This is a genomic window from Streptomyces sp. NPDC007875, assembly GCF_042868035.1.
Classification (GTDB): Bacteria; Actinomycetota; Actinomycetes; order Streptomycetales; family Streptomycetaceae; genus Streptomyces; species Streptomyces antimycoticus.
In genome coordinates this window covers 13,240-36,513 of the sequence record NZ_JBIADZ010000024.1, presented here as the reverse complement: position 1 = coordinate 36,513, position 23,274 = coordinate 13,240, and the positions used below count along the sequence as shown (strand labels likewise).

19 protein-coding genes and 1 pseudogene are annotated in these 23,274 nt (G+C 72.3%); 10 read left to right on the top strand and 10 right to left on the bottom strand.

Features of this window, described 5'->3' with window-relative positions; all coding sequences use genetic code 11:
* Positions 1-18: 18 nt before the first annotated feature.
* From ACFYOY_RS36465 to ACFYOY_RS36455, 3 genes are read right to left on the bottom strand one after another with little or no spacing between them, the layout of a single operon-like run.
* Positions 19-2,088 carry an AAA family ATPase gene (locus ACFYOY_RS36465; protein WP_351900230.1) on the bottom strand — a complete coding sequence of 690 codons (2,070 nt, stop codon included), beginning with the start codon at positions 2,086-2,088 and terminating at the stop codon, positions 19-21.
* Positions 2,085-3,743, bottom strand: coding sequence for a hypothetical protein (locus tag ACFYOY_RS36460; protein ID WP_388591909.1), 1,659 nt, complete (start codon positions 3,741-3,743; stop codon positions 2,085-2,087). Before ACFYOY_RS36460 ends, ACFYOY_RS36465 begins: the two co-directional genes overlap by 4 nt.
* Entirely contained in the window at positions 3,740-6,319 is a 2,580-nt protein-coding gene (locus ACFYOY_RS36455; protein ID WP_388591907.1) for a protein kinase, read from the bottom strand. Before ACFYOY_RS36455 ends, ACFYOY_RS36460 begins: the two co-directional genes overlap by 4 nt.
* Positions 6,320-6,533: 214 nt before the next feature.
* On the opposite strand from ACFYOY_RS36455, the gene ACFYOY_RS36450 reads away from it, so the two are divergent.
* Positions 6,534-7,700: an Appr-1-p processing protein gene (locus tag ACFYOY_RS36450; protein WP_351900236.1), complete on the top strand. Its 1,167-nt coding sequence runs from the start codon at positions 6,534-6,536 to the stop codon at positions 7,698-7,700.
* A gap of 184 nt (positions 7,701-7,884) precedes the next feature.
* On the opposite strand, the gene ACFYOY_RS36445 is transcribed toward ACFYOY_RS36450, so the two are convergent.
* Positions 7,885-8,592 (bottom strand): 4Fe-4S single cluster domain-containing protein, encoded by a 708-nt coding sequence (locus ACFYOY_RS36445; protein ID WP_388591905.1) that lies wholly within the window; start codon positions 8,590-8,592, stop codon positions 7,885-7,887.
* A 322-nt stretch (positions 8,593-8,914) separates the two neighbouring features.
* On the opposite strand from ACFYOY_RS36445, the gene ACFYOY_RS36440 reads away from it, so the two are divergent.
* From ACFYOY_RS36440 to ACFYOY_RS36425, 4 genes are read left to right on the top strand one after another with little or no spacing between them, the layout of a single operon-like run.
* Positions 8,915-9,598: a hypothetical protein gene (locus tag ACFYOY_RS36440; RefSeq protein WP_388591903.1), complete on the top strand. Its 684-nt coding sequence runs from the start codon at positions 8,915-8,917 to the stop codon at positions 9,596-9,598.
* Entirely contained in the window at positions 9,595-10,377 is a 783-nt protein-coding gene (locus ACFYOY_RS36435; protein WP_388591901.1) for a hypothetical protein, read from the top strand. The genes ACFYOY_RS36440 and ACFYOY_RS36435 overlap by 4 nt, the downstream gene beginning before the upstream one ends.
* Positions 10,352-11,878, top strand: coding sequence for a hypothetical protein (locus tag ACFYOY_RS36430; RefSeq protein WP_351900244.1), 1,527 nt, complete (start codon positions 10,352-10,354; stop codon positions 11,876-11,878). Before ACFYOY_RS36435 ends, ACFYOY_RS36430 begins: the two co-directional genes overlap by 26 nt.
* Before the next feature lie 47 nt (positions 11,879-11,925).
* A complete protein-coding gene (locus ACFYOY_RS36425; RefSeq protein WP_388591900.1) occupies positions 11,926-13,341 on the top strand; it encodes a hypothetical protein in 1,416 nt (471 codons plus the stop codon).
* Positions 13,342-13,395: 54 nt separating this feature from the next.
* Here the strand turns inward: ACFYOY_RS36425 and ACFYOY_RS36420 are convergent, their stop codons facing one another.
* Entirely contained in the window at positions 13,396-14,220 is an 825-nt protein-coding gene (locus ACFYOY_RS36420; protein WP_388591898.1) for a MerR family transcriptional regulator, read from the bottom strand.
* A gap of 111 nt (positions 14,221-14,331) precedes the next feature.
* Here ACFYOY_RS36420 and ACFYOY_RS36415 point away from each other — a divergent pair, with 111 nt between their 5' ends.
* Entirely contained in the window at positions 14,332-15,381 is a 1,050-nt protein-coding gene (locus tag ACFYOY_RS36415; protein WP_351900248.1) for a 3-dehydroquinate synthase family protein, read from the top strand.
* A 40-nt stretch (positions 15,382-15,421) separates the two neighbouring features.
* On the opposite strand, the gene ACFYOY_RS36410 is transcribed toward ACFYOY_RS36415, so the two are convergent.
* Entirely contained in the window at positions 15,422-16,354 is a 933-nt protein-coding gene (locus tag ACFYOY_RS36410) for an ROK family protein (protein WP_351900250.1), read from the bottom strand.
* A 37-nt stretch (positions 16,355-16,391) separates the two neighbouring features.
* On the bottom strand, positions 16,392-16,826 hold the full coding sequence (locus ACFYOY_RS36405) for a type II 3-dehydroquinate dehydratase (RefSeq protein ID WP_043236498.1): 435 nt from the start codon (positions 16,824-16,826) through the stop codon (positions 16,392-16,394).
* A 226-nt stretch (positions 16,827-17,052) separates the two neighbouring features.
* Here ACFYOY_RS36405 and ACFYOY_RS36400 point away from each other — a divergent pair, with 226 nt between their 5' ends.
* The 3 genes from ACFYOY_RS36400 (at position 17,053) to ACFYOY_RS36390 (ending at position 20,235) form a co-directional block, all read left to right on the top strand.
* Positions 17,053-18,219: a DegT/DnrJ/EryC1/StrS family aminotransferase gene (locus ACFYOY_RS36400; RefSeq protein ID WP_351900252.1), complete on the top strand. Its 1,167-nt coding sequence runs from the start codon at positions 17,053-17,055 to the stop codon at positions 18,217-18,219.
* Entirely contained in the window at positions 18,216-19,340 is a 1,125-nt protein-coding gene (locus tag ACFYOY_RS36395; RefSeq protein WP_351900255.1) for a Gfo/Idh/MocA family oxidoreductase, read from the top strand. The genes ACFYOY_RS36400 and ACFYOY_RS36395 overlap by 4 nt, the downstream gene beginning before the upstream one ends.
* A 199-nt stretch (positions 19,341-19,539) precedes the next feature.
* Positions 19,540-20,235 (top strand): HAD-IA family hydrolase, encoded by a 696-nt coding sequence (locus ACFYOY_RS36390; protein WP_208521339.1) that lies wholly within the window; start codon positions 19,540-19,542, stop codon positions 20,233-20,235.
* Between the two features lie 136 nt (positions 20,236-20,371).
* On the opposite strand, the pseudogene ACFYOY_RS36385 reads toward ACFYOY_RS36390, so the two are convergent.
* A pseudogene (locus ACFYOY_RS36385) lies at positions 20,372-20,850 on the bottom strand (hypothetical protein).
* Positions 20,851-20,878: 28 nt separating this feature from the next.
* Between ACFYOY_RS36385 and ACFYOY_RS36380 the strand changes: the two are divergent.
* Positions 20,879-21,592 carry a permease prefix domain 1-containing protein gene (locus ACFYOY_RS36380; protein ID WP_388591894.1) on the top strand — a complete coding sequence of 238 codons (714 nt, stop codon included), beginning with the start codon at positions 20,879-20,881 and terminating at the stop codon, positions 21,590-21,592.
* Positions 21,593-21,711: 119 nt separating this feature from the next.
* On the opposite strand, the gene ACFYOY_RS36375 is transcribed toward ACFYOY_RS36380, so the two are convergent.
* Together ACFYOY_RS36375 and ACFYOY_RS36370 are read right to left on the bottom strand one after the other, a co-directional pair.
* Entirely contained in the window at positions 21,712-22,344 is a 633-nt protein-coding gene (locus ACFYOY_RS36375; RefSeq protein ID WP_388591892.1) for a sigma-70 family RNA polymerase sigma factor, read from the bottom strand.
* A gap of 183 nt (positions 22,345-22,527) precedes the next feature.
* Positions 22,528-23,223 (bottom strand): hypothetical protein, encoded by a 696-nt coding sequence (locus tag ACFYOY_RS36370; protein ID WP_351900262.1) that lies wholly within the window; start codon positions 23,221-23,223, stop codon positions 22,528-22,530.
* Between the last annotated feature and the right edge of the window lie 51 nt (positions 23,224-23,274).

The following is a 23,274-nucleotide window of genomic DNA, read 5'->3' as shown; positions in this document are numbered from 1 at the left end:
GGGGAGCGGCCCTCTCGCTCATCGGCCGCCGCCGGGACCGGGATCCGCGTCCGCCGTGTGCACCACCCTCAGGTCCAGGGCCACCGTTCCGTCCCCGGCGGGCCGCACACCGGTGACGGTGACCGCCGTGCCCGCCAGCCGCTCCTGGTCGAACAGCGCCCGTGCCAGCGGGTTGATCAGATGCGTTTCCAGCAGCATGCCGATCCCCCGGCCGCCGTTGTCGACGTCCGCCGTGCAGTAGGCGGACAGCGCCTGATGTGCCTCGTCGGAGAGGCGCAGATGCACCCCCTGCTCCTCCCGCAGCACCCGTTGGATGTTGCCCACCTGCGAATCGAAGATCTCGGCGGCCACCTTGGCGTCGATGTAGTCGAAGACCACCACATTGCCGCCGAGCCGGTTCATCAGCTCCGGGCGGCCGATCTCCTCGACGAAGTGTTCCTTCACATTGGCCAGGATGATCTCCTCCAGCTGGTGGTACGGCATCCCGGGCTCGGCCACCGGCCCCTCGTGTCCGCGTCCGCCCTCGCCGGTCCGTTTCCTGACCCCGAGGTTGGAGGTGAAGATCAGCACGCATTCGCTGAAGTACGTGGTGACCCCCTGCCCGTCGGTGAGCCGGCCGTCCTCGAGCACCTGGAGGAACTTGTCGAGCACACCCTTGTCGGCCTTGTCGATCTCGTCGAACAGCACCACTCGGAAGGGGTCGTTGCGCACCGCCGTGGTCAGCTCGCCGCCCGCCTCGTAGCCCACATATCCCGGCGGTGCGCCGAGCAGCCGGTCCACCGAATGCGGTGCGGAGAACTCGCTCATGTCGAAGCGCAGACAGGCGTCCTCGGTGCCGAACAGCAGCTTGGCCACCGACTTGGCCAGCTCGGTCTTGCCGGTGCCGGTCGGCCCGGCGAAGAACAGCACACCGCGCGGCCGGCTGCCGGGGTGGGACGCCTGGGCGCCGGACAGGCTGAGCGCGGCGCGCTTGAGGATGTCGAGGGTCTTGCCGACCGCCTTCTCCTGGCCCTTCACCCGCGCCCGCAGGTCCGCCTCGCCCTTCTTGATCTGCCTGCGGATGTAGTCCGCCTGCCACGGGTTGTCCTTGACGCCGAGCTGGTAGACGCGGACCGCGTCCCGCATCTCGGCGAACGACAACCCGCGGTCGAGCGCCATACGGGCGCTCTCCCGCATCGCGCGCAGGGTCAGCCCGGCGGTTGCCCGGGCGAAGGTGTCGATGTCGTGCTCGTCCAGCGGCCGTCGCTTGTGGAGCCGGACCGGCCCGGCGTCGTCTTCGCCCGCGGACGCGGACGCGGCGGTGTGCTCCTCGGCCAGCAGCTCGGCCATGCGCCGCCTACTGCCCAGGTCGGGCAGCGGGATGCCGATGGTACGGACCCGTTCGCTGCCCGCGACCAGCCAGGTGGGCAGATCGCGCTCCCCGTCGGCGAGCCAGATCACGGGGTTGAACAGCCGTCGTCCGCTTCCCGGGGAGGTGATCGGCCGTGCGTCCTCGGCCAGCTTCAGGCAGTTGAGGAAGAAGTCCCGCTCCGGATCGCTGAGCCGGGTGACATCGGTGGGGATCCGGGCGGCGTAGTCGATCAACAACACCACCCGGTAGGGCTGTTGGCGCGGTGCCGGGTCCGGCCGGGGCCGGCCGTCCGGTGCCTTCGGCTGCCGCCCCTGCTGCTTCCAGCCGGTGACGATGTCGCGCAGCGTCCGCTCCGCGTCGGCCAGGTGGACGGGGGTGTCGGCGCTCCGGGCGCGCCCGGGCCTGGCGGCGTCCCGTCCGTGGAGCAGCTCGCGGATCTCATGGGCCGCCGGGCCCACGACGACGGTGAAGCCGTCCGCGATGTCGAAGCGGATCAGCGCCTCGTACCCCTCCTGCCACAGGGCGTTCCACAGGACCTCGGTAAGGGTGTGGTGGGCGTCGTAGGTCGCCTCGGGGCCGCCCTCGTCGGGGTCCTTGTCGTGGCGGACGAGGTGGATGTCCCGGATGCTGCCGTGCAGTACGTACTGGGACTGGACGCTGAGCGTGCCGACCAGTTCCTCGGCGAAGGCCGGGAGCCTGCGGTCGTCGCGGCCCGGGGACGTCGCTGGCTCGGTCATGGCTGCCTCTCCTGGTCACGGTGGCGGGCCTTGGGTCCGGTGCCGCGGTTCTGAGCGGGCCGGGGTGCCGTGCGCCGGACCGGCCGCGCCGGTGGCCCGCCGAAGTCGAACGGCACGCTGAGCCCGGCCCGTTCGGCCAGCTCGCGCAGTTCCCGCAGATACTCGGGGGCCTCGTCGCACCGCTGCCAGTCGAGGTCCAGATCGTCGTCGGTCTCCTCGGCGGGGTCGCGCTCGCGGTGCATGGTGGAGACCCGGGCGGTGCCCCCGGCGTCCACGCTGACGCGGAGCCAGTGGTCCTCCCCCCAGCCCGGCGGGGTCCAGTCGATGATCTGCACCGCCCCGGAGGTGGTGTATCCGGCCGTCTCGGGCCCAGACCGCTGGACCGCCGCGCGGATCACCTCCGTGGCGTACATCCGCTGATACGCGTCGACCCGCTCTCCGACGCGGGCCGCGACGCGCACGCGCTCGGCCTCCGCCAGCGTCCCGCCCTGGTACAGAAAACGCTCCAGGACCGCGATCTCCGCCCTGGCATCGGGCAGCGGAACGGGGGTGCGGGAGTGGCCGTCACCCGGTGTGCCCGGGTGGTCGTCGCGGAGGAAGGCGAGCTGCTGGGCGGCCCACTCCTCGGCCTCCTGCCGCCGCTCGGCGTCGCGGGTCATCCGCTCGGCGAACCCGGCGGCCTCCCGCAGATGGCGCTTGGCCGCGGCGGGCCGCCGGGCGGCGACCTCCGCGGCGACGGTGACCCTCTCCTCCACCAGCCGGTAGTCGGCCATCGACACATTCTGCGGAAGCATGGCCAGCAGGTCCGCGCCCAGCCGCAGCACCTCCTCCTCGGTGGGGGCCGCGGTAGGGGCGGGCGGCGGCTGCGGCAGCGAACCGTGCGCCTCGGCTTCGGTGGCGGCCTGCTCGTACGCCTCCAGCGCCTGGCGGCGGCGGGCGCGCAGCGTGGCGTGCCAGCCGGTGTCCTCGGGATGCGCTCCGGCCACGGGGCGGACGGCTGCCTCCATGGTGGCCCGTGCCAAGGCGGCCTCCGCGTGGCGCAACCTGCGCTCGGTGTCGGCCAGTTGGCGCCATGCCTGGTCCAGATTCTTGCCCGTCAGGGCCAGCGGCGGTGGCAGGTCGGGCGGCTCCGGTGGCCCGTCGGGGCCGGCCCGCCGTATCCGCGCGCGCAGTGTGTCGATGCGGGCGTTGGCCCGGACGGCGGCGAAGGCGGCGTCCCGCCAGCACACGGCGGCCTGCCGGGCGTCCAACTGCCGCTGACGCAAAGCGGCCTGGTCCTCGGCGGCGCGAATGGCGGCGGCCGCGAGCACCTGCGCTCCGGCCATGGTGGCGCGGCCGACGAGCAGCGCCCCGCTGAGCGAGCCGAGGCCGATCAGGGCGGGCACCATCAGGTCGTGCACCTGGTCCATGGCGGCGTTCAGCGCATGGCCGGTGGTGTGGTGCACGGCGTCGGCAAGGTGCTGCCCGGCCTGGGTGCCGACGTGGTCCGACAGCCCGGAGCCCTGGACGGCGTAGTGCGGCACTCCGGCGTTCGGGATGGTGTTGGTGACCGTGTCCTGGACGGTGTGCTGGAGGGTCTCGGCGGCCGCCGGCGGGGGGAAGTACACATCGGGCATCACATCGCCGATGCTGGCAATCGCCTGTCCTGAACTCATGTGAGCCTCCCTGGAGTCGGCGGGGCGGCCGCTCTCGGGCGGCCGGGGCGGTGCCGTTCGTCCCGGCCGCGCAGCTCCGCCACATAGCGGCGCCAGCACCGCAGCCGGTGCCAGGTCCACCAGACGAGGACGGACACCGTGGCCAGCGGCCACACCCAGGGGGCGTAGACCACGGTGGCCCACAACAGGGCGATGACCGGGAGGATCAGCAGGCCCTGGACCGGGAAGCGGGAGCCGGGCCGGCGGATGAACCGGGCCACGGGCAGCGCACGGTCGATCAGCAGCCCGGCCAGGGACCGGTGCGGGTGGTAGCCGGGGCTGCCGATGCGGTACGCCGTCCACAGCTCCAGGGCCAGGACGGCGGCGGCCGCCGGGACGGCCAGCATCCACGCCGTCACCACCGCGCGCTGGGCGGGCCACCCCACCAGATCGCCCAGGCCGATCACGAAGATCCACGGGAAGACGAAGGCGACGGCTCCGCCGAGGGCCCAGCCGAGTGTGGGCAGCATGTCCTGTCTGCGCACCCACAGCGTGGCCACGTCCAGGTCGCGCTCCTGGCGGAGGAGGGCGCGCTCGCCGTCGAGCCGCCCTTGCGTCTCCGATGACTCCTGCTCGGCGAATCCGGCCAGCCACTCGGCCAGTTGCAGCCGCACCAGATCGTCGGGGTCGCGCACCAGCCGCCCGTACCAGGCCACCGGCTGCGGCAGCGCGGCCTGGACGCGGGCGGTTCGCTCCTGGAGCCTGCGCCGGTGCGCGGTGGGTGCGGCGGCGAGCGACAGGAGGGCGGCGAGCCGGGAGCGGTCGAGCCGGGTGGCGGCGCGCACCTCGGCGCGGCGGTCGCGTAGCCGGGGCGACTCGTGGAGGACCTCGTCGACGGTGTGCTGCCAGCGGGAGCGGGCCGTCAGCCAGCGCTGCTGCACCTCGGCGAGCCCTTCGCCGCCGGGCCGTGAGTCCAGCAGCGGCAGGATGGTGTGGTCCCGCAGGTCCTCCACGACGGAGAGGGCGAACTCATCGCCGCGCCCGGCCTCCCGCAGCAACTCCCCCAGCCCCGCGTGGTCCAGCGGCACCCCGCGGTAGGACGCGTCGAGGGTGGGGCCGAGCCAGGAGATCAGCCGCACCATCGTGACCGGCTTCGGCTCACGCGGCGCGGCCGCGGGGTGGTGCGGCTCCAGGAGGCCGAGCAGCGCGGCCAGTTCATCGGCGTCGCGGTCCGGTGCGCCCTGGAACTGCCGAAGCCAGCGGGTGAATTCGCCCCGGCCTCGCCGTCGGTACAGAAGCTGCCGGGCGGGCCGCCAGTTCTCGCTGAACGCCCTGGCCAGCTGCTTCGGCCTGGTGTAGCGCTCATCGAGGAAGGCGAACGGCTCGATGTCCGGGGCGCCTTCGGGGTCCGAGGCGCCGGGGGCCGTGCCCGCCTCCCAGGGGGCGATCGGCGGCGAGCCGCCCACCAGCCACTGCGCCACCTCGTCGGTTCCCCAGCGGTGGTCGGGGTCGCGGGTGAGCAGCCCCCTGCACAGCATCCGCAGCCGGTGATCCGTGACCAGGGACAGATCGGGGGCGCGGGAGCTGATCTCCTCGCGGACGAAGTCGTTGTCGGTGAACCGCACGGGGTGGCGTCCACCGGCCATCTCGGCGACGATCATGCCGAGCGACCACCAGTCGGCGGGCGGGTGGATCAGCTGGTGGCGCAGCGACGCCTGCGGGGACATATAGAGCGCGGTGCCGACCCAGCGCTCGTCGCGGGTGTAGCGCTCGGCGGGTTCGTGAGCGGAGACGGCGAAGTCGACGAGCACGAGGTCCGGGGCGGCCGGGTCGAGGCTGCCGAGCACGATATTGGCCGGGCTGATGTCCCGGTGGACGATGTTCAGCTCGTGCAGGGTGGTGAGGGCCTCGTGCAGCTGCCGTACGACGCTGTGGATCAGCACGGGGTCGGCCGGGCCGGGGTTGTCCCTCAGATATCCGGCCAGGTCGGTCTCGCCGTAGGAGGGCGCCAGGTCGTACGGATGGCCGTCGGCCCCGGTGTCGCCGGTCTCGGTGAAGTGGGTGAGGTGCCGGCGCGGCCGGTCCCGCAGCGCCTCCCATACCCGGCGGTCCGGGGCGTGGCCGCGGTGGTACCACTTGAGGATGTGGCTGCCGCGCTCGTCCTCGACGCGGTAGACGGCCGCTTGGTGCGGATGGTCGGGGCGGCGCAGCACGGCCCTCAGGCGGAACCGGCCGCGCAGCGAGACCGGCAGCGCTCCGGTGTCCCCGCGCAGGTCGCGACCCCCGTGCGCGACCTGCGCGGGCGCCGCCGGGAGGATCTCGTCCTCGGTGGGCCCGGCCATCGTGGCGGCCACCGATGGAGGCGGCTCCTCGTGTTCGGTGGGCCCGACGGCCGAGGCGCCGACCGATGGGGGCGGCTCCTCATATTCGGTGGGCGACGGCCCGGCGTCGTGCGCGCGCTGCTCTTCGGGCGCCCCTTGGTCCCGGTGGTATCCGTGGTCCCCGTGGGCTGCGTATTGCTCGTCGTCCCCGTAAGCCCCGTAGTCCTCGTCGTCCTCGGATTCCGTGGGGGGCGGCTGCTCGTGCGGATGGGTCACAAAGGTCACCTCGTGAACGGGTGGGCGGTGTCGGATTCAATGGCGGCGAGAGCGGCGGTCAGGGGCCGCCGGGCCCTGGATCAAGAAAGCGGAACCTTGGAAATCGGAAATCTGTTCCAGCACGGGGTGAATTACCGGCGGTACAAAGCCCGGCACGGCACGGCCACCGAGAGAACGATTTCCTCTTTCCCGGCCGGTCGCTAGCCTGGTGACCATGAGTCAGGAGTCATTTGCGCCAAATTCGCCCACATACGATCAACTCCTGGAAGAACTGAAAGGCATACGCAGACCCGGACTGCCGGATCTGCGCAGGACCGATCGGCCGGCGCTGCGTGCCGCTGCCGTGGCGGGCGGCTTCTGCGATGGCTCCGACGACGCCCCGGCCGGTATCGAGGCGTTGCTCAGGGAGGCGGTACGGCGCCTCGGCGAGCGGGATCTGCTCGGCCAGGCCGCGGCCCACACCTTCGGGCTGCTCCCCGACCGCCGGGGCGCACCCGCCCATGACCGCCGTAAGATGGCCGCCGCCGTGTACGGAGTCACCCCCGAGCGGTTCCGCAAGCAGCAGGAGCCGCAGGTCATCCAGCAACTCGCCGAGGCCGTGCTGACCATCCTGCGGGAGCCGCCGCCCTTGGCCGGGAAACCGGGCTCCGCGGGACAGAGCTCCGGACCGGGCGCCGGGCCGCAGACCTCCGGCGGACCGAGCGCGACCGGGCAGAGCACCATCGCGCGGAGCGGCCGGACCGGCCAGGAGCCTCCGCTGCGGGTCGACAGCGTGCCGGTGGACGCGCGGAGCACGTTCACCCTCCATGTCTCGCCCATCGAACTGCTGCGGGACATCGAGGTGCTGGTCTCCTCGGAGAACGTCTACCTGGAGATGTCCAAGACCTTCCGCCCCACCGTGTCCGGCGCGCTGCGCCTGGCCGCCGCCGTACGCGACCCCGCCGGGGAGATCGTCGACGATGTGCTCGCCCGTGAACTGGCCGGGTGGCTGCGCGCCCACGGCCGCCCGGGGCTGCCGATCCGGCCGGGCACGGTGGTGCCCACCGCGCCGGGAGCGCTCGCCGCGCGGGGCGTCCGGCGGATCTACCACGCCGCGGTCGCCACCCCGCGGGACGATACGTACGAGGTCCGCCCGGAGAGCATCGCCCGCGCGGTCAGCGCGTGCTTCGCGCTCGCCCGGGCGGAGCGCGACCGGTACGAGCCCGCCCTGTCCTCCATCTGCTTCCCGCTGCTCGGCGCGGGCCGGGGCGGTCTGGCACCCGCGGTCAGCGCGACCTGGCTGCGCTGGGCGATCCGGGACGAACTCGCCCGGGACTCCCGCTGGCGGGTACACCTGGTGGTCCGCAGCCGGGAGATCGCCGAGGCCGTCGGGGCGCTCTGACCACCACCGGCCGAGACCTTCGGGGCTGTGCGACCACCACCGGCCGAGACCTTCGGGGCTGTGCGACCACCACCGGCCGAGACCTTCGGCCCTCGGTGACCACGGCCGACCGAGGCCGCGGGCCCTTCGTGACCACGCCCGCCGGTGCCACGGCGCGCCGTGCCGTCCGGACGGGCGCTCCCGCTCAGGGGCGCCAGCTCGCACCGGTGAGGACGATCCCCGCCCGCCGCAACCGACGCTCCAGCGCGGCCAGTTCGCCCCGCCTCGGCACTCCGTAGAGCCGCACATCGCCCTCCCCCTCGACCATCTGCAGACGCGGCCCGCTCTCCGTCCGGGCCAGATGCTCCTGGTAGCGCGCCCACCCCCGCGCCGTACGCGGCCGCATGCGCTGGTTCGCCGAGCCGCGCCACACCAGGGCGGTGGGCTCGGCCGCCCGGAAGCGCCCGGCCACCAGCACATCGGCGGGGCGGACGGCGGCGGAGCGCGCCGCGTCGCGCTCCACTTCCTCCTGCTCGTATCCCGTGTAGAGGAGGATGTCGATCTCGCGGCCCGCCGCCGGGCCGCCCGGTGCCGTCGCCTCCGCACGGGCCCGCACCGCCCCGGCCAGCAGGGCCTGCAGAGCGGCGGGCTGGTCGAGCGGCTCGCCGCCGCTGACCGTCAGCCCGTCGGCGCCCCGCGCCAACGCCTCGCGCCAACGCCCGAGCAGGGACGACACCGTACGGGAGGCGCCGCCGAGCGGATCCCAGGTGTGCCGTGACATACAGCCGGCGCAGGCCAGCCCGCAGCCCTGGGTCCAGATGCCCAGGCGCCGCCCCGGGCCCAGGGTCTCCACCGGGAAGTGGGTCTGACTGATCCGGAGCGTGGGCTCCGCGCACTCTGGGACGTTCTCCACCGACCCGTCTCCTCTTCCCCCGAGGTCGTGTTTCCGAGATCCATGATCAAAAAGGCGTGGCCCCGGAACCGTTCCAGTATGACCCGGCGTCAGGCATCGACGAGGGCGTTCTCCGGTCGACTTCCGGGCGTTTTCGGGAGCGGGCCCCACGGAAAGCATTCCCGGGTACGACCTCACCGATACGGTATGACAAGGAATCGAATCGACAGCCTCATCGGCATCGACTGCGAGCCGTTTGCGGGGGAAAGCGGAATTCCACTGTCCGCAATGCGGCTGTCCGGTGCGGGAATTGCGCACCGGGGAAATCGGGGGATCCATTTCCATGATCACATCTGACAGTGTCAACGGGGTGGTGCGCCGGGGAAGGCTCGGCCGTACCGCCCGCTTCGCGGCCCGTTGGCGGGGCAAGCGCGACGGCGCGCGCGGTCTCCCGCGCATCCCGCTCCCGGAGCCGCCCGAGGAGCAGGAGGGCGAGATACCGCCGCCCATCGAGCCACCGGCTCCCGAGCTGCTCATCACCCCGTACGTGATGGAGGTGCGGACCGGTGTCCGCCGGGCCACCGAGCAGATGCGCTCCGCCCTCATCGGACGGGAGCACGCCCTGCTCAGCCGGGTGCGCGCCGAGTCGGTGCGGGTCGTCACCCAGTACGACGTCCGCGAGGACCCCCGGCCCGCCGCGCTCGCGCGGTACGGCCACTGGGTGGGCCAGTGGCGCACCAGCGTGGACCGCTGCCGGTCGCATGCCCAGGCCGTCGTCGACCAGGCCAATCAGCGACTCGCCTGCTACTGGGACGCGGTGCGCGAGACCCACCCCCAGCTCTCCCGCCTCCCCCGGCGCCCGCCCGGGGACTGGCTGCCGGGCCGGGTGGAGCTGGACCGGTCCTGGCAGCAGCCCGACGTCTGGCTGCTGGCCGATGACGACAGCGCCCGGACGGCCACCTCCCGGGCGCTGCAGATACTCGAACGGCAGAATACCGACCGCGTCGACGGGAGGACCGCGCGATGACCGTCCACAGTCCCGCTCCGGAGCACCCGGGCGCCCGGCGGCGCCGGAACCGGCGGCGCGCCCTGCCCGCCGCGCTGGTGCTCGCCCTGGCCGCCGCCATCACGGCCTGCGGCTCCGACGAGCCGTCACGCTACTCCCGTACGTGCGGCGTCGTGGTCGACGGCTCGGGCTCGGCCGCCGCCTCCCGGACCGGCTTCGACGCGGAGGCCAAGCTCAAGGCGACCCTCCAGACGTTCCTGTCGGACAACAAGTGCCGCAAGACGTCCTTCGCCCCCATCACCAAGGTTTCCAAGGCGTCCAAGTGCCAGGTCAGCCCGCTCGACCTGGACCCGGACACCTCGAAGACCGCCGACCGCGAGCAGGCCCGTACCACCATGCGCGCGGTCGCCCTCTCCAACGCCCTGAAGCTGCTGCGCTGCGCCCAGAAGGAGGAGCCCGGCTCCGATGTGCTCGGGGGGCTGTCGCGCATCGCGCTGTCCAAGCCGTCCGGCGACGACGCCTCGTTCGACGTCCTCGTGGTGAGCGACTTCGACCAGGGCGACACCGACTTCCGGCTGGGGCGGCAGGACCTGTCCACCGCCGCGAGCCGCCGGACCGTCATCGACGGCTTCCTCAAGTCGCACGGCACGCCGAAGCTGTCCGGCGCCGACATCTACCCGGTGGGCTACGGCATGAAGTACCACACCGACACCTCCCACTACGAGCGGTTCAACGCCTTCTGGACGGAGCTTCTGGAGGGGAGGGTGAAGGCACATGTCGACACCACCTACCGCCGGTGACGACCAGGCACCGCGTCGGCTGAGGCTGCGCCGCCGCAGGACCGACGCCGACCGCGGGCGCCGGGGAGGGCGGGCGGCCGCACGGCGATTCCCGGACGGCGCGCTGCCCCAGCCCGATCCCGTCGCATCGGATGTCATCCGGGCCAAAGACAGCGCCTGGCTCCTGGACCGGGCGCGCAAGCACGGCGCGTCGGCGGCCACCGGGAAGGTCTTCGACCCCTGGGTCCTGGCCACCCCCGACCGGGTGCCCTACTTCGCCGAGCTGGCCAGCCTGCGCGACCGGGTCAGGCACCGGCTCGCCGAGGAACAGGCGCGGGCTGAGGAGGACGGCGCGCTGGAGGCGAGCCGGGTCAGGGCGGCCGCCACCGCCGCCGGTGAGCGGCTGGAGCGCGCGGGCCGCCGGCGGGCCGTCCTGGAGCAGCAGCAGATGGTCACCACCGCCCAGTTGGACCGGCTGGCGCGGCGGGCCGACCGGTGGCAGACCTTCCGCGACACGGTACGGGGCGGTTTCGAGCGCCGGTGGCTGCGTGCCCGTATGCCCGCCGGCTGGAACGACGGCGCCGCCCCCGGACGGCCGGGTGCCACGCGGCGCGAGGACGAGCCGGAGACCGCCGGCGGCCACGCCGGCTGGCAGGCGGTGTCCGAGCACGATCCGGTGGCGGAGGCGGACGCGGCCGACCGGGCGCTGTCCACCAGAGCGGCATGGGAGGGCGCGGCGGCGCGCCCCGGTATGCCGCGCTGGATGAAGCTCGGGGTGCTGGCCGCGCTGATCGTGGTGGAACTGCCCGTCTACTACTCGGTGTTCGAGAATCTGCACGGTGTCGGGCGCTTCGCCGATCTGCTCTCCTACAGCCTCATGGTGGCCGTGGCGGTGGCGATGATCCTCGCCCCGCATATCGCGGGCTGGATACTGCGGCGGCGCTCGGCCACCGGCGCGGTCCGGCTGTCGGCCGTGCCCGCCCTGGCCCTGCTGGGCGTCTGGACGTACGGCGCCTGGGCGTTGGGCGACCTGCGGGCCAAGGTGGCGTTCCGGGAGGAGCCTCCGCTGGATCTGCCGCCCGATGTGGCCGCGGACGTGGGGGACAGTGTGCGCAATCCGCCGAGCCTGATCGAGTCCCTGAATCTGGACCCGCAGAGCGTGTCCTGGATGTTCGTCGCGCTGCTGCTGCTCTCCGGCGGTATCGCCTTCCTGATCGGGCTGGGCGAGGAGCACCCGTATCTCGCGGCGTACCGGACCACGGCCGAGCGGCTGCGGGAACTGGAGCAGGAGATGGAGACGGATCTGGCCGGCTCCGAGCGCGCCAAGGAGGCCGAGGCCACCATGGGCGCCCGTGGGGGCGCCCGCCGCGCGGCCCATGAGGCGCGGCTGTACGCGGTCGACGACCTGTACGAAGCCGCGGCTCACGCCTATCTGGACGGGGTGGCCATGGAGTCCGGCGATCCGGCGGTGACCGAGGCCGCCATGCGGCTGTCCCGGCAGTGGCCGCTGCTGCCGCACTGAGCGCGTGCGGCGCACCGAAGGCAGGTGGAAACCCACGGGGGATGGCGATGGATCCGACGGCACCGGCGCAGTACATACTCATCACGCAGTGTCTGCAGAACGACTTCTTCCTCAACCTGGACTGCCAGTTGTCCCTGCCGGACAGCGCGGTCTCCAAGCTGCTGCTGGACAGCGAGAGCGGTGCCACCCTCCGCACGGAGGGCCACCGCAGGGTCCTGTCCGAGGCGGAGCTGCACCGTTCACCACTGGCCCGCTTCCTGGACGCCACCGTCGGCTCCCGGACGCGGGGCCACGGGGACGGGGTCCTGCATCTGATCAACATCCGTGACTGGCATGTCCCGGGAGAGGCGTACGACCTGGAGCGCAGGCAGTACGGGGCACACTGCGAGGCCGGGACCTGGGGAGCGGCGTACGTCGACGGGCTCACGGATCTGCTGGCCCCGGATCGGTGCGCCCCGGCGGACAGCGAGGACGGCTGGGGCGGGAGACTCCGCGTCCACCATGTGCGGTCCAACACCCTCTTCGACTTCCAGCACAGCTCCGGCGGACGTCCCGACCTCGGCGAACCGGCCCCGCTGACGACGCTGCTGGACGGTCTGCTGGGCGACGGACGGAAGGAGACGACACATGTCGTGGTGATCGGTGTCCTCACCGACATCAAGGTCCAGCTGCTGCTGACCGGTATCCGCTCCCGTTATGACGTCCGGCAGCTCGTCGTCTCCGACGCGCTCACCGCCAGCAGAACCCTGGAGCGCCATCTGACGGCCCTGGACTTCTGCCAGCGGGTGCTGCGCACCGAGGTGATGGCCGGTCTGGCGGAGCTGGCCCGCTTCCTGGGCTCCCGGCCGGACGACGACGGGCGGCTCTCCCGTGGCGGGGACGCGGAGTTCGCGGGCTACTCCTCGTACATCCAGGACAAGCAGGGCATCCTGTCGTACGAGGATGCCAGGCTGCGGGACTACCGCATCCAGACCTCCGAGCGCCTCCGGCGGGCGCAGCACACGGTCGGTTTCGCCAGCAAGTTCCTGCTGGGTCTGGGCACGTGTCTGCTGCTCACCGCGCTTGTGCTGTCGCTCGTCGGGGCCTTCCTCCCGGGGCGTATCGGGTGGCAGAGCCCCGCCGTGCTGGGCGCACTCGGTGTGGGGCAGATCGTCACGCTGTTCTTCACCCGGCCGGTCCGATCCGTGCAGGACGCGCTGGCGGAGGAGACCATCTACCGGATGATCCTGGAGAGCCGCAGTCTGAAGGTGGCGCTGGCCCGGTTCCACATCACCACGGCGACCGCGCTCCGACGGCATGACGATGTCGATGGACAATCCAATGCCCTGGCGCGGCAGTTGGAGATTCTGGAGAAGATCGACACGGCCGACTTCGAACGGCTCAATCAGCTGGGGGTGACCCCGCGCGCCGAACCACCCGGGCCCGGCCGCGCCCGCAGAAGAAACCGCGCACAGGCTCCCTGAACGTCTCGTACTGCCGAGCGAGGGGCGGCTCGCCGTCCCGCTACGGCCCGGCCGTCAGCCCTCGGCCACCGGTGTCTGGAGTTCCGTGACCCACTCCTCGCGGTTCTCCGGGCACTCCAGGTTGACCTCCCGGGGGTAGCCGGACGACCGGTAGCCGTTGCCGTCGATCCAATGGGCCAGGGCCTGGGCCGTGGGCACCACGGCGTCCATCGGGCCGCGGTGGACGATGGTCGCGGCCCGGTCGACGGGCGGCAGATCGAGGATCCGGAGGTCCTCACCGTCCCGGAGCGGGGCGGTGACCTGGACGGCGGCGTGGACGGTGATGGCGCCGCCGCCTTCCGGGGCGTCCTCGTAGTACGCGACACCAGGGCCCGTCGGGGTGATGCCCGCCGCATCGAGGCGCCGGAACAGCTCGTCGTAGAGGGGTGTGATGACCGGGCCGATGTCCCGGGGGTCGAAGCCGTTGGCGGTCGCGGTGAGCTCCGCCACCCGCACTGCCGGGATCTCCTTGATGACGACGTCGTTCGTGGGCATGTGTCCTTCGCTTTCGATCGACCGGAGCCTCGCCTCGACCTGCACCAGCCGTGCCGCCACGGCGGTCACGGTGGCTTCCAGCTCGGCCCGCCGCAACCGCAGCATGCCGCGCAACTCATCTGTGCCGACCTTCTCGTCCACGATGTCCCGCACCTGCTGGAGGGTGAAGCCGAGCTCCTTGAGGGCGATGACCCGGTTCAGGCGGCTGAGCTGGGCGGCCGAGTAGTAGCGGTAGCCGGTGGCGGGGTCGACATGGGCCGGGCGCAGCAGTCCGGTGGCGTCGTAGTGGCGCAGCATCCGGACCGATACGCGGCCGTGCCGGGCGAAGTCTCCGATGGTGAACATGATGTCTCCGAGTCCAGCGCCTCACACGGTGTGAGGGTCAACCCCCGATTCAGGCACTACATTCGACGATAGAGAATTCCCGGTCATCGCCCATGGAGGGACGGACAGCGCATGACGGCGTCGGCTCATCCGCATACCCGGGTCATGGTGGAACTCGGCGACCGTTCCTATCCCGTCGACATCGGGCCGGGTGTCCGGCATGCGCTGTCCGGGGTCATCGCGGGGCTCGGTGCTCAGCGGGTGGCGATGGTCTCCGCCCGGCCGGACGGCTGGCTGCCCGACCCGGGTGTGCCCTCGGTGGTGCTGCGGGCCCGTGACGGGGAGGCGGACAAGTCGCTGGCCACGGTGGAGGAGCTGTGCCGCGAGTTCGTCCGTTTCGGGCTGACCCGGTCGGATGCGGTCGTCTCCTGCGGTGGCGGGACCACCACCGATGTCGTGGGTCTCGCGGCGGCGCTGTACCACCGGGGTGTGCCCGTGGTGCATCTGCCGACCTCGCTGCTGGCCCAGGTGGACGCCAGTGTGGGCGGGAAGACGGCGGTGAACCTCCCCGAGGGGAAGAATCTGGTGGGTGCTTTCTGGCAGCCGTCCGCCGTGTTGTGCGACACCGACTATCTGCAGACGCTGCCCCCGGCGGAAATGCTCAATGGATATGGGGAGATCGCCCGCTGCCACTTCATCGGCGCCGGTGATCTGCGCGGGCTGCCGCTGGCGGAGCAGATCGCGGCGAGCGTGGCCCTGAAGGCGTCGGTGGTCTCCGCGGATGAGCGGGATTCCGGGCTGCGTCATGTGCTCAATTACGGCCACACCTTGGGTCATGCGCTGGAAATCGTGACCGATTTCCGGCTGCGGCATGGTGAGGGGGTGGCGATCGGCACGGTTTTCGCCGGGCGTCTCGCACTGGCCCTGGGCCGGATCGACGAGGCGCGGGCGGCCGAGCATCTGGAAGTGGTGCGGGGTTACGGGCTGCCGTTCGGGCTGCCCGCCGATGCCGATCCGGGTCGTCTGATCGAGGTGATGCGGCTGGACAAGAAGGCGACGGACGGGCTCACCTTCGTCCTGGACGGTCCCGGCGGTCCCGAGCTGGTCTCCGGCCTCGCGGAGCAGACGGTCGCCACGGCGCTGGCCGGGATGGACCGGGCCGACTCGTACGGCCGCCGTTGAAAGCCGACTCGTACAACCCCCCGTCGTCACCAGACGCGGATCAGTCCGGCAGCCCCCTGGCCAGCAGAACGGCGCCGTGCAGTGAGGACAGCCCGCCCAGTTGCGCGGGCCGGACCGGTGGCAGCGGATGTCCCGGGCGCCCCAGCGCGGCCGTTCGCTCGGCCACCATCGCCACAAGCTCCGGCATCGCCGCGGCGAACCCGCCGCCGATCAACACGAGCGAGGGATGGACCAGTTCGCATACCCCGGTCACCGCCGCGGCCAGGGCCCTGCCGCTCTCCCGCAGCGACGCCACGGCCCATGGCTTCCCGTCGGCCACGGCCTGGCGCAGGGCGGCGAAGGTCACCTCCTCGCCCCGCCGCCGCGTCGCCCGGCGCAGGGTCGCCGGGCCCGAGGCCGCCGCCTGAACGCAGCCGCGCCGGCCGCAGTCGCACAGCGGTCCGTCACGGTCCACGACCAGGTGGCCGACTTCGCAGGAGCCGCGGCCCACGCCGGGGACCGGTTTTCCGCTCAGCACGATGCCACCGCCGATCCCGGTGCCGACGCCGAGGTAGAGCAGATCGGGGCAGCCGGCCTCGTGTGCTTCGGCGAGGGCGGCCAGATCGCCGTCGTCGGCACAGCGCACCTCGGCGTCGCCGAAGAGTGCGGACAGCGCGCCACCCAGGTCAACTCCGGCCCAGCCGGGGCGGCCGGGCCAGGCGGTGACCGTGCCGGTGGCATCGAGGGTGGCGGGCATCGCGATCCCGACGCCGGTGAGCCGCTCGGGGTCGCCGGAGCATAACTCAGTGACGTGATGCGCCAGCAGATCCAGGTCGCCGGTGGGGTCGCCGGACATCATGGCGTCCGTACCGTCCGGCTCGGCCCAGCGGAAGGAGGATTCGCTGATGCTCAGGTCGTCGTGTTCGAGGCGCAGCGCCACTTTGGTGCCGCCCACGTCGATTCCCAGATGACTGATGGTCGCCTCCCGGCTCATCGGCCTTGGCGGTGTGGGGTGGCGGCGGAGTGGCCGCTCAGTCCGGCACCTTCTCGAGCAGGGCGCGTGCGGCGAGCCGGTACCCCAAGGCACCGAGCCCGAAGATGACGCCCGCGGCCAGCGGGCCCGTCACCGACTCATGGCGGAACTGCTCACGGGCCCAGACATTCGACAGATGCACTTCTATCCAAGGCCGCGGATAGTTGGCCAGTGCGTCCCGAAGGCCCCAGCCGGCCATCATGAGCGCGGCCGGATTGATGATGGCGCCGACCGTGTCGTAGTTCCCCTGAATGGTGCGGATGATCTCCGCTTCGCCATCGAACTGGTAGGAATCCACTTTCCAGCCGCGCTCCGCGACCTCTTCTCCGACCCAGCGCTCGATGTCCTGCAGCGTATCCGTGCCGTAGATCTCGGGCTGCCGCTTCCCGAGTATGCCGAGATTCGGTCCGTTCACCAACAACAGCCTGCTCAATGCACACCTCACCATGTGGGGTCGGCTGAATTACAGCAGCTCATCACGGAAGTGCATTTATAGCACGGCGCCCTTGGCCTCGGCCCGAGAGCTTGGTCAACTCCGTTTTTAAGGGGGCTATAGGGGGGCCCTGAGGGGGAATGACGTTTGCCCCGTCGGCCGGTTAGCGTGCTAATGCGTCCGCCGCGGACCTGCCTCCATAACGCATTAAGGGAGTAGGGAAATCATGAGCAATGATGTGCGACTGGGATCCGAGCTGCCCGCATGGCCGCAGTATGGCGACGAGGAGCGCGAGGGCCTGATCCGGGCCCTGGATCAGGGGCAGTGGTGGCGTATCGGGGGCGGTGAAGTCGACGCCTTCGAGGCGGAGTTCGCCGCGGCCCATGGCAGCGAGCACGCCCTCGCGGTCACCAACGGAACGCATGCGCTGGAGCTCGCCCTCGAGGTGCTCGGCATCGGCGCCGGCACCGAGGTGATCGTTCCCGCGTTCACCTTCATCTCATCCTCGCAGGCCGCGCAGCGGCTGGGCGCGGTGGCCGTTCCCGTGGATGTGGACCCGGACACCTACTGCATCGATCCATCGGCGGTCGAGGCGGCCATCGGCCCGAGGACCCGCGCGATCATGCCCGTGCACATGGCGGGTCAGATGTGCGACATGGACGCGCTGGGCAAGCTCTCCGCCGACTCGGGGGTGCCGCTGATCCAGGACGCGGCCCACGCCCACGGAGCGCAGTGGCGCGGCAAGAAGGTCGGTGAGCTGGGCTCGGTCGCGGCGTTCAGTTTTCAGAACGGGAAGCTGATGACCGCCGGCGAGGGCGGCGCCGTGCTCTTCCCCGATGCCGAGATGTACGAGAGGGGCTTCGTCCGGCACAGCTGCGGACGTCCGCCCACCGACCGCGGCTACTTCCACCGCACCTCGGGCTCCAACTTCCGGCTGAACGAGTTCTCCGCCTCGGTGCTGCGCGCCCAACTCGGCCGCCTGGAGGACCAGATCACCACGCGTGAGCAGCGCTGGCCGGTGCTGAGCCGGCTGCTCGCCGAGATCCCCGGTGTCGTCCCGCAGTCGCGCGACGACCGCGGTGACCGCAACCCGCACTACATGGCGATGTTCCGGGTGCCGGGCCTCACCGAGGAGCGCCGCGCGAAGATCGTCGACGTGCTCATCGAGCGCGGGGTGCCCGCGTTCGTCGCCTTCCGCGCGGTCTACCGTACGGACGCCTTCTGGGAGATCGCGGCGCCGGAGCTGACGGTGGACGAGCTCGCCCGCCGCTGCCCGCACTCCGAGGCGCTCACCCGCGACTGCGTATGGCTGCACCACCGGGTGCTGCTGGGCAGCGAGGAGCAGATGCACGAAGTGGCCGCCGTCGTCGCCGACGTGCTCGCGGGCTCATGAGCGCCCCGTCCGCCGGCGGGGCGCCGATCCGGACCGCCGTGGTGGGGCTGGGGTGGGCGGCCCGCTCGATCTGGCTGCCCCGGCTCCTTCGCAACCCCGCCTTCACTGTGATCGCCGCGGTGGATCCCGACGAGCGCGGCCGCGCGGCCGTCGCCGAGACCGAGGGCGCGGACCGGCTGCCGGTGCTGGCGGCGGTTCACGACCTCGATCCCGCGGAGGTGGACCTGGCGGTGGTCGCGGTGCCCAACCATCTGCACTGCGCGGTCGCCACCGAGCTGCTGGCCAAGGGCATTCCGGTGTTCCTGGAGAAGCCGGTGTGCCTGACCTCCGAGGAGGCCGAGCGGCTGGCCGCGGCCGAGCGCTCCGGTGGCGCGGTGCTGCTGGCCGGCAGCGCGGCGCGCTACCGCGCCGATGTGCGCGGGCTGTACCGGATCGCCGCCCGGCTGGGCCGTATCCGCCACGTCGAACTCGCCTGGGTGCGGGCGCGCGGCGTGCCCGACCGGGGCGGCTGGTTCACCCAGCGGTCGCTCGCGGGCGGCGGGGCGCTGGTCGACCTGGGCTGGCATCTGTTCGACATCGCGGTTCCGCTGCTGGGCACCGCCGCGTTCCGGCATGCCATCGGCACCGTGTCCTCCGACTTCATCACCCAGCGGTCCTCGCGGGCCGCGTGGCGGGGCGACGACGGTGGCCCGGTGCTCTCGGGCGGCACCGATGTGGAGGACACCGCGCGCGGATTCCTCATCACCGACGACGGCCGTTCGGTCGTGCTGCACGCGAGTTGGGCCTCGCACGAGGCGCTGGACACCACGCGGGTCACGATCGACGGCAGCGCGGGCAGCGCGACCTTGCGCTGCACCTTCGGATTCAGCCCGAACCGCCTCGAGAAGTCCACCCTGACCCGCACCGTCGACGGTACGACCCGTCCGGTGGCCGTACCCACCGAACCGATCGGCACCGAGTACGACCGGCAACTCGACATGGTGCCCGCGCTGCTGCGCGACCCGGCGGGGCGGGGCCGGGTGATCGAGGAGGTCCGCCGGACCATCGGCGCCATCGAACGGGTCTACACCTCGGCCCGGATCCCCCAGGAGGTCCGGGAGTCGGTGTCGGCGCCGGTGTGACCGCACCGGACGGCTGCCGCCTCACCCGCTCGCCGTCGCCATCCCCTGCCGCCTCACCCTGCTCCTCCTCGCCACCCCCTGCCGCCTCACCTTGCTCGCCGTCGTCAACCCCTTCCTCGGAACAGCCGCTGAGACCCGGACCGCCTCCGAGACCCGGACCGGCGGTCCGCCGAACCGGCCCGCACCACGGGAGTGTTCAATGACCAGCCATCCGATCAGTCATGGCGACCCGCTCTCCGGCGCGGGTACCGCCCCGGTCACCTCGGTGGTCTTCGACCTCGACGGTGTCCTCGTCAACAGCTTCGCGGTGATGCGCGAGGCGTTCACCCTCGCCTACGCCGAGGTCGTCGGCGAGGGTGAACCGCCCTTCGAGGAGTACAACCGGCATCTGGGCCGCTATTTCCCCGACATCATGCGGATCATGGGTCTTCCGCTGGAGATGGAGGCCCCGTTCGTCCGCGAGAGCTACCGGCTCGCTCACCTGGTGGAGATGTTCGACGGTGTGCCCGAGCTGCTGTCGGAGTTACGCCACCGCGGGCTGCGGCTCGCCGTGGCCACCGGGAAGAGCGGACCGCGGGCGCGTTCGCTGCTCGACACGCTGGGCATCCGTGGCCAGTTCCACGTGGTCCTCGGCTCGGACGAAGTGGCGCGGCCCAAGCCCGCGCCGGACATCGTGCTGAAGGCGATGGACCTGATGGACGCCGACCCCGACCGGACCGTGATGGTCGGGGACGCGGTGACCGATCTGGCCAGCGCGCGGGGGGCCGGGATCACCGCCGTGGCGGCGATGTGGGGTGAGACCGACGAGAAGACCCTGCTCGCGGCGGAGCCCGATGTGATCCTCCACAAGCCCGCCGAACTGCTGGCGCTCTGCCCCGAGGTGACGGCTCCCTAGCACCGCGCCTTACGTCCGCACAGGTACCTCCGCCGGGGCCCGGGTCCGCACGCGACCCGGGCCCCGGCTGCGTATGTGCGGGAACTCGGGCCGCCTCCGGAACGACCACCTGGTGCGCATCGGGCCAGGGCGAGCGTCACGCTCCGGTGGTCGAGCCGGGCCGGACGATCATCAGCACGACGACGATCGCCCACAGGAGGTTGAAGACTCCGGTGAGCTGGCCAGCCGCGCCGCCACCGCGGAATTCCCCTTGGTGGCCGTGTCCCGGGGCACGGTCAGCAGACCCCGCTGGGCCGGGAGGATGACCAGCGCGAGGACGACCGCGGCGACCGTGGTCAGGACGATCGACGGGATGAGCCAGACGTCGGTGAGGACGCCGAGTTGGGCGCCGGTGGCCAGGCCGAAGACCGGCACGGCGATACCCACGACCGCATAGCCACGGCAGATCCGGTGCAGGAGCGCGGCGACTCCGGCGGCCCGTTGGTCGTCGGGGGCTTCCGGCCGCGGTGTGGCGGCCTGCCGCGCATAGCGCGGGAACAGCGAGGCGGCCACCGCGATCGGCCCGACCGCCAGGATCGCCGCGAGGACATGTATGGACAGCAGCAGCTTGGTCATGGCGAGCCTTCCGGGCCGATGGAACTATATGTTGGCTGCCGAGGCCCGTCCCGTCGAGGCCGATCCCGTCGAGGAGTACATCGCCGACCTGACGGCCCTCCTGCACGGTCCGGCCCGGGCCAAAGCGCGGATGATCGAGGAGATACGCGACGGTCTGACGGAGACGGTCGCCACGCACACCCGAGGCGGAAGCACACCCGACCGGGCCGCGGACGACGCGGTACGGCAGTTCGGCACGCCGGAGGAACTCGCGCCCGCCTGCCAGCGGGAACTGACCATCTCGCAGGCGCGGCACACCGCGTGGGCCGTAGCCCTCACCGCCCCATTCCTGACCGCTTGCTGGTATCTGACCTCGAGCACCGCACACGGCCAGGACGGGCTGGTGCCACGTGCCGCCCAGTTGCTCGCCACGCAGTTGGCCGCGGTCATCGGCGCCATCGCGCTGCTCGCCGCGCTGGCACTGGCCGTCACCGGCACCCTGGCCCGTCGGCTGCCCACACCGCACCGGCTGCCCCTGGAGATCGCATGGGTCGGCACCACGGCGGGACTGGCCATGGGGATCGCCACGCTCACCCTCGCCGTCGCTTCCCTCCTGGCCACGGACTGGCCGCTGCTCGCGCTCGCCGGGGCCTTCGCCGCCGTGTCACACGCCGTGGTGGCTCCCTCGGCCCGCGCCTGCCGCCGGTGCGCCCGGCTGGCGTTCGCCTCCCCGCCGTCTCCCGGCGGTGTGGCCGGCCGCTGATCACGGCCCGCTCCCCCGGCCGCCACCGGCCGGGCGGCGGGGGGCGGTGGTGACGTACGGGACGCAGCAGGCGGCGGCCGATGGCCCGACGCCCGCCGCGTCCCGCACCGTCGTGGGGCTCAGCCCGCCAACCGCACGGGTTCCGCGGCCTTCTCGGCCGCGGCCAGCAGTGCGGTGATGTCCTCACGGGCGCGGGCCACACGGGAGCGCACGGTGCCGATGGGGCAGCCGGTCGCGGTGGCGGCGTCCGCGTACGGCAGGCCGAGCACCGTGGTGAGGAGGAACATCTCGCGGCGCGCCGGGGCGAGCGCCTCAAGCAGGTCCATCAGCGCCACCCCCTCGTCGAACCCGGGGAGCCCGACGGGCTGCGCCCGTTCGGCCACCTCCTGCCAGTCGTCGGCGTCCAGGGTGCGGGGGCGGGCGGCGGCCGTGCGGTAGCGGTCGACGACCACCCGGCGGGCGATCGACAGCAGCCACGTCCGGGCCGACGAGCGGCCGGCGAAGCGCGAGAGTCCGGTCAGCGCCCGCAGATACGTCTCCTGGGCGAGGTCGTCACAGCCGTGGGAGTCGGCGCTGAGATGGAGTACGAAGCGGCGTACATCGCGGTAGGTGGCGCGGATGAAGTGGTCGACCGCGTCGCGGTCGCCGTCACGGGCGGCCAGCGCCCATGCGGTGACCTGGCGGTCGTTCGCCGCGGTGGTGAAGCCGTGCACGGCTCTCATCGGTGCGGCGGGCAGCGTGGCGGAAGGCATCGTCACACGTCCTTCGGATGGCGGTGAACGGCACACCGGCATGAGCCACCGGCCGCGCGAAGGCGCGGCAGGACGGCGAGGAGCCGGCCGTGCCGACGGATGGGGCCGACGCCGGGCAGGCGCCGGTACTCCGCCCGTCAACCGGCGCTCACCCCAGGTCGGGGCGGGGGAAGGACGGGCGGTTCAGCGGACGGCGAACCTCCGCGGTGGCCCTCTGCGGAGGATGACGTGCCGCAGCAGGACTCCGCGCGGCCGACGGGCGAAGGCCGGTGCGGACGGCCATGCGGGCAGCGGAGTGGCGCCCGCGCCCAGGATGCGCAAGGCGAGGACGAGGGGGACGAACAGCAGGGCCGCGAGCGCGCGGCCGAGCCGGAAGGCCGCGCGCTCGCCGCGCCACAGCCACAGTCCGCAGATCAGCGCGGCGAGCAGGTGGGCCGCGGTCATGCCCGCCCCGCCCGGACCGGCCCAGGGCCACGGCAGATGGCCCATCGACGGCGCGGCGGAGGACATCGCGTCCGCGCCATGGTGCATATGGCCCATGGCGGCACCGCTCATCGGGGCGGCACCCATGTCGCGCATACCGGGCACCCCGTCGCCCACGGCGCTGCCCGCGGCGGGAGCGACGGTCATCTCCGCGAACCGGAACGCCATGTGCAGGCCCAGTTGGGCGACCACCGTCGCACCGGTCACGACCAGCACTCCGCGCTCGCGCCCGGCGACCCACCACGCGGCAGCCGTCGTCCCGGCGAACGCGGCGGCCACGGCCCACACCGGCAGGGTGTCGCCGGACATCAGCGTGTGTCCGAGCGCGGTCACCACGACGCACACCGCCGCGAACACGGCGGCTCGTGCGAGACGGAAGGGTGGCCCGGCGGACATGGCAGCCATGGTGCCAGCCGTCGCCGGTGTGCGTGACGACGGCTCAATCTT